Source organism: Cupriavidus basilensis (genome assembly GCF_029335485.1).
Taxonomy (GTDB): domain Bacteria; phylum Pseudomonadota; class Gammaproteobacteria; order Burkholderiales; family Burkholderiaceae; genus Cupriavidus; species Cupriavidus basilensis_E.
Genome location: NZ_JARJLM010000382.1, coordinates 1 through 5790, shown reverse-complemented (window position 1 = coordinate 5790; position 5790 = coordinate 1). Strand labels below are relative to the sequence as shown.

7 protein-coding genes are annotated in these 5790 nt (G+C 69.5%); 5 read left to right on the top strand and 2 right to left on the bottom strand.

The window, feature by feature from the left end; all coding sequences use genetic code 11:
* Positions 1 to 13: 13 nt before the first annotated feature.
* Together P3W85_RS22715 and P3W85_RS22710 are read right to left on the bottom strand one after the other, a co-directional pair.
* The gene (locus P3W85_RS22715) at positions 14 to 886 is read right to left on the bottom strand and encodes an N-formylglutamate amidohydrolase (protein ID WP_276266441.1); all 873 of its coding nucleotides are present in this window, start codon (positions 884 to 886) and stop codon (positions 14 to 16) included.
* A gap of 13 nt (positions 887 to 899) precedes the next feature.
* Positions 900 to 1883, bottom strand: a complete 984-nt coding sequence (locus P3W85_RS22710; RefSeq protein ID WP_276266440.1) for a tripartite tricarboxylate transporter substrate binding protein BugE — start codon at positions 1881 to 1883, stop codon at positions 900 to 902.
* Between the two features lie 142 nt (positions 1884 to 2025).
* Here P3W85_RS22710 and gcvA point away from each other — a divergent pair, with 142 nt between their 5' ends.
* The 5 genes from gcvA to P3W85_RS22685 form a co-directional block, all read left to right on the top strand.
* Positions 2026 to 2928 carry a transcriptional regulator GcvA gene (gene gcvA / locus P3W85_RS22705; protein ID WP_276266439.1) on the top strand — a complete coding sequence of 301 codons (903 nt, stop codon included), beginning with the start codon at positions 2026 to 2028 and terminating at the stop codon, positions 2926 to 2928.
* A gap of 373 nt (positions 2929 to 3301) precedes the next feature.
* Positions 3302 to 3868: an RNA polymerase sigma factor gene (locus P3W85_RS22700; RefSeq protein WP_430869598.1), complete on the top strand. Its 567-nt coding sequence runs from the start codon at positions 3302 to 3304 to the stop codon at positions 3866 to 3868.
* Positions 3865 to 4272 (top strand): hypothetical protein, encoded by a 408-nt coding sequence (locus tag P3W85_RS22695; RefSeq protein WP_276266438.1) that lies wholly within the window; start codon positions 3865 to 3867, stop codon positions 4270 to 4272. The genes P3W85_RS22700 and P3W85_RS22695 overlap by 4 nt, the downstream gene beginning before the upstream one ends.
* On the top strand, positions 4269 to 4754 hold the full coding sequence (locus tag P3W85_RS22690; protein WP_276266437.1) for a periplasmic heavy metal sensor: 486 nt from the start codon (positions 4269 to 4271) through the stop codon (positions 4752 to 4754). The genes P3W85_RS22695 and P3W85_RS22690 overlap by 4 nt, the downstream gene beginning before the upstream one ends.
* A gap of 44 nt (positions 4755 to 4798) precedes the next feature.
* Positions 4799 to 5790 (top strand): DUF1800 domain-containing protein (locus P3W85_RS22685; protein WP_276266436.1); only part of this gene is annotated, 992 nt, incomplete at its 3' end.

Genomic DNA, 5790 nt, shown 5'->3' with positions numbered 1-5790 from the left:
GCGGCAGCGCGCGTCAGGCCGTCTTGACGAAGGCCTTGAGATCGTCCAGCAGGGCGTTGAGGTCGGCCTTGAGCTTGCCGAAGCCTGCATTGTGCGCGAGGCCCACTTCGTCCATGTACAGCTTGCGGTTGATCTCGAGCTGCAGGCTGTGGCGGTGCTGCGCCGGCTGGCCCACCACGCGCACGATCTCCACGCCCTTGTAGGGGTGGTTGCGCCAGACGTCGTAGCCCATTTCCTTCAGCACACCTTCGACGCGGTCCGTGAAGCGGGTATCGCAGGTGGTGCCGTCGCGGTCACCGACCACGAAGTCCGGATGCTGGAGACCGGGGTGCTCGGTGGCGTACTGCGCCGCCTGGCTCGGCATCGAGTGGCAGTTGATATGCCACGCGCTGCCGTGCGCGGCGATGGCGTGCTCGGCCAGCTTCTGCAATTGCGCGTAGTAAGGCAGGTAGTAATGCGCAATGCGCTGCTGCACCTCGGCCACGCTCAGCTTGCGGTCGTAGATGGCTTCGCCGGTATCCAGCACGCGCCACACCAGGCCCTTGCCGAGGCGGACCTTGGAGGTGTCCTGGCGCGGGCCCGGCCAGGGCGCGTCGAGCAGGGCTTCGTCGATTTCCTCGATGCCGCGATTGGCATCGAGGAAGCTGCGCGGGAAGCCCGCGCACAGCAGCGCGATGCCGCGTGCGGGAGCGTCGGCGTACAGCTCGTCGACGAAGGTGTCTTCCGCCTGCCGCAGCAGCGGCAGGGGCAGGCCGGCGGCTGGCCGGAAATCCACCGGGTAGCTGGTGGCGCTGTGCGGCGAATCGAGAAAGAGCGGGCTGCCCTCGCCTTGCGGCAGGTGCAGGAGGTAAGGGCTGGGCCCGGTCTTTCGGTCTGCTTCAGTCATGATGGCGATGCAATTAGTCCAGGGAGATCTTGGCTGCTGCGGCGATGCGCTTGTTCTTCGCGACTTCGCTCTTGATCTGCGCGGCGAACTGGGCCGGCGTGTTGCCCACCGGCACCGCGCCCAGCTTTTCAAGCTTAGCCTTGACTTCCGGCTGCGCCAGCACCTTGACGGTGGCATCGTGCAGCTTGGCCTGCAGGTCAGCGGGCAGGCCGGCCGGCGCGATCAGGCCGAACCAGGCGGCGTCGTTGACCTCGGGCAGGCCGAGTTCGGCGAAGGTCGGCACGTTGGGCAGGGCCGGCACGCGCTTGGGCGAGGCCACGGCCAGGGCGCGCAGCTTGCCGCCTTCGATGAACGGCAGCGAGGAGGGCAGGTTGTCGAACAGCACCTGGACCTGGTTGGCCAGGGCGTCGTTCAGCGCCGGGCCCACGCCCTTGTACGGGACATGCAGCAGTTCGGTCTTGCTGCTCATCTTGAACAGCTCGCCCATCATGTGCGAGACGCTGCCGTTGCCGGCCGAGCCGTAGGCCATCTTGTTCGGCTGGGTCTTGGCCAGGGCGATGAAGCCCTTCATGTCGCTGGCCTTGACTGCCGGGTTGATGCTCATCACGTTGGGCACCGAAGCCAGGTTGGTGATGGTGGTGAAGTCCTTGGTGGCATCGTAGGACAGGCGCGGGTACACGGCGGGGTTGATGCCGTGCGTGGACGCCGTGGCGATGCCCAGGGTGTAGCCGTCCGGCGCGGCCTTGGCCAGGTAGCCGGTACCGATGCTGCCGCCCGCGCCGCCGCGGTTGTCCACCACCACGGTCTGGCCCAGTTGCTGGCCGAGCTTGTCGGCGACAATGCGCGCCACGATGTCGGTGGTGCCCCCTGCCGGGAACGGCACGACCAGCGAGATCGGCTTGGTCGGGTAGCCCTGGGCTGCAGCCGACAGCGACAGGCCGGCGGCGGCGGCACCAGTGGCGGCGGCAAGGAGGCGGAGCATGTTACGGCGTTGCATGGTGCGGTTCCTGAAAGAGGAGAGTGGGGATGGAAGAGGGTAAAACAGCGGTTTTCACGATTCTGCTTGTTCGGGCAGTCTGGCCGCAAACGAAATAAAATCGTGCGATCATTCCGTTTGGTAGTGAAGTAAGGGGTTATTTATGCGACGCTTGTGTCCGTCGCTGACTGAATTGCAGGCTTTCGAGGCCGCCGCGCGCTACAACAGCTTCACGGTCGCCGCCCGGGAACTCCACGTTACCCAGGGCGCCGTCAGCAAGCAGGTGCGCAGCCTGGAAGCTTTCCTGGGCGTGGACCTGTTCGAGCGCGTGCGCCAGCGCCTGATGCTCACGGACGCCGGGCGGCGCTACCTGGACCGCATCCGTCCCAGCCTGACCGAGATCGAGGCCGCCACGGTGGAACTGATCTCCAGGCAGGGCCGTGGCGGCACCCTGCATATCGCCAGCATGCCCACCCTGGGCGCCAAGTGGCTGATTCCGCGCCTGCCGCAGTTCTTCGAGAAGCATCCCGAGGTCAGCCTTGAGTTCGTGCCGCACGCGCAGGGCTACGATTTCTCCCAGCCCGATCTCGATGCAGCCATCCGCTTTGGCGACGGCGTCTGGCCGGGCAGCCTGGCCGACTACATGACCGGCCGCGAAGTCCTGCCGGTGTGCCGGCCGGCCTTGCTGACGGACGATCCCGATGGCATGGCGCGCGCACCGTCGGGCTTGCTGCGCTATCCGTTGCTGCATCACACCACCGTGCCCGAGGCCTGGCCCGACTGGTTCGCCGAGCTTGGCGTGTCGACCCGCAAGGCATGGGGCGGCGCGCGTTTCGACCAGTTCTCCTTGCTGACCCAGGCGGCCATGTCCGGGCTCGGCATCGCGCTGATCCCACGCTGCCTGATCGAGGAGGAGCTTGCCACCGGCGCGCTGGTGGTGGCGCATCCGGCCCGTGTGCTGAGCAAGAAGGGCTACTACCTCTGCTATCCGGAGCAGAAACAGCACCTGCCGGCGCTGCAGACCTTCCGCCAGTGGGTGATGGAAGGGGTCGACGTGGTGGCGTGAGGGCGCCGGGCGACGCCGGTGTGCCGCGGCGGCCGTCCTCCCTGTAATCAATTCTTACGCTTTTCCGCGACCGGTTTTTGCGCCCGACGGCGTTCAAGAGACATGACGGACATGACAAGCCCGCGCGCGTCATCCGCGTGGCCGGTGCAGCCCGGCATTTGCAGATCGCTGTGAAACCGGAGCAAGGGGATAGCAATGAAGACGCTTCTGATCGCGGTTCTGGCCGCCGTGTCCCTCGGCGGGTGCGTGATCGTGCCGGCCCGGCCTTACTACCGCGCGCCGGTGTCTGTTTACTGACGGGGGGGCAGCCGCGTCCGTCCCCGGGCGGGCGCGGCATGCGCGGCGATGGGTAGGCAACACGGGGCCACCACCATTGAACGACATGGATCCGGACGATGCGCTGCTGGCTCGGGTTGGCCGGCAAGACACCGCCGCCGTGCGGGAGATGATCGCGCGCAAGCTGCCGCGCGTGCTCGCGCTGGCCACGCGGATGTTGGGCGATCGCTGCGAAGCGGAGGACGTGGCGCAGGAAGCGTTCGTGCGGCTGTGGAAACATGCGGCGCGCTGGCAACCAGGCGGGGCGCGCCTCGACACCTGGCTGCACCGGGTAGCGTTGAATCTGTGCTACGACCGCTTGCGCGGCGTGCGCGAGCAGGCGGTGGAGACCCTGTCCCTGCCCGAGCAGGCCACGGCGCAGGCCGGGCCCGAGGAGGCGCTGGAGGCGGCCATGCAGGGGGCGCGCGTGGGCGCTGCGCTGGCGCGGCTGCCAGTGCGCCAGCGCGAGGCGCTGGTGCTGCACTACTACCAGGAGTTGTCCAACGCCGATGCGGCGGCGCTGATGGGCATCGGCACCGAGGCGCTGGAAAGCCTGCTGGCCCGCGCCCGCCGCAGCCTGCGCGCTGTGCTGCTGCACGGTGGCGATCATGAGGACTTGCGATGACACCCGAAAGATTTCGCGCGCTGATCGACATATACGGTGCCGACCCGGCGCACTGGCCGGCCGGGGAGCGCTCGCAAGGGCAGGCGATGGCCCCATTGCCCGAGCACCGCGGCGCGCTCGACGCCGCCGCGGCGCTCGACCGCCTGCTGGCCGCGCATCGGGTGGCGGCGCCGGACGCGGCGCTGCTGCGCCGCATTGCCGCCAGCGCGCCGCTGGCGCGGGCACCGCGTGTGCCCTGGTGGTGGTCCGGCCTGGGGCTGGCAGGCGCCGGCCTGGCCGGCACCGTGGCGGGCGTGTTGCTGATGTCGGCGTTGCTGGCTGCGTTGCCGGCGCCGGCGGCCATCGACCTGCCCTATGCGGCGACCGCCTTTGGCGGCATGGCGCGCAACGGGAGCGAGGAATGAACGAGGGGATGCCGAAGCGGATCAAGGTGGTGCTGGCGATTTCGGTGCTGCTCAATGTGTTCCTGCTGGGTGCCATCGGCGGGGGCGGTTATCGCTGGTACGCCGCCGAGCGCACGGCCGCGGTCCAGCCGCGCGGCTTGCGCTTTGCCGCCGACGGCCTGGATGCCGGACAGCGCCGCCAGTTCCTGCAAGGGTTGCGCGCCGCGCGCCGCGCCGTGGCGCCGGAGGTGGACGCAGCGCGCGAGGGACGCCACCAGGTGGAACAGTTGCTGCGGCAGCCGCAGTTCGAGCGCGAGGCGCTGGTGGCGGCGCTCGCCCGCACGCGCGAAGCCGATGCGGCAGTGCGCAGCCGTATCGAGCAGAGCGTGGTCGATTTTGCCGCCACGCTATCGCCGGCCGAGCGGCAGCAGCTGGCCGACGCGCTGGTGCAGCGCGGCCCGCTGCGCACCGCACCGGCGCAGCCGCGCACGGCGGCGCCATGAAGGCGGCGAGCGTGCTTAAAGACCAGGTCCCAGGGGAGCAAGGCATGACAACCACCGCCATGACGGCCGCCGCGATCGCGGTCAACCGGTTCGGGCTGGGCGCCCGCCCGGACGAGCCGCTGCCGGCCGATCCGCGTGCATGGCTGCTCGGCCAGTTCGAGCGCTATGAAGTGCTGCCGGCATCCTGGAGCGGGCAGCCCGGCACGGCCGCGCTGGCCGCCGCGTTCGGCGCCCAGCAGCGCGAGGTCCGCCAGGCGCAGGCCGACGCCAAGGCCGCGGCGCGCCAGCAGTTGCAGCGCGAGACGCGCGAGGCTTACCGCGACGCCGTAGACGCGCGCGTGACCAGCGCGCTGGTTACGCCGGCGCCGTTCGTCGAGCGGCTGGTGCATTTCTGGGCTAACCATTTCGCGGTCTCGGTGGAGAAGCCGGCGGTGGCCGCGCTGGCCGGCGCCTTCGAGGCCGAGGCGATCCGCCCGCATGTGCTCGGGCGCTTCGAGGACATGCTGGTCGCCGTCGAGCGCCACCCCGCCATGCAGATATTCCTGGACCAGGTTCGCTCGATCGGGCCCGACAGCATGGCGGCGCAGGTGGCCGCGCAGCGCGCTCCCGAGCGCCCGCTCGGGCTGAACGAGAACCTGGCGCGTGAAATCATGGAACTGCATACACTGGGCGTGCGCAGCGGCTACCAGCAGGCCGACGTGACCGAATTCGCGCGCGCGCTGACCGGCTGGAGCATCGCCGGCCTGGCCGCCCGCGAAGATGGCGAGCCGGGACGCTTCCTGTTCCGGCCACGCGTGCATGAGCCGGGCGCCCGTACCATCCTGGGCCGCCACTACCCGCAACAGGACGAGGCGCAGGCGCTGGCGGTGCTGCACGATCTTGCGCAGGCAGAAGCCACCGCCAGCCATCTCGCCACCAAGCTGGCCCGGCATTTCGTCGCCGATACGCCGCCGCCGGCGCTGGTGGCGCGCTTGTCCGACGCCTACCTGCGCAGCGGCGGCGCGCTGCCGGAGATGTATCGCGTACTGGTGCAGTC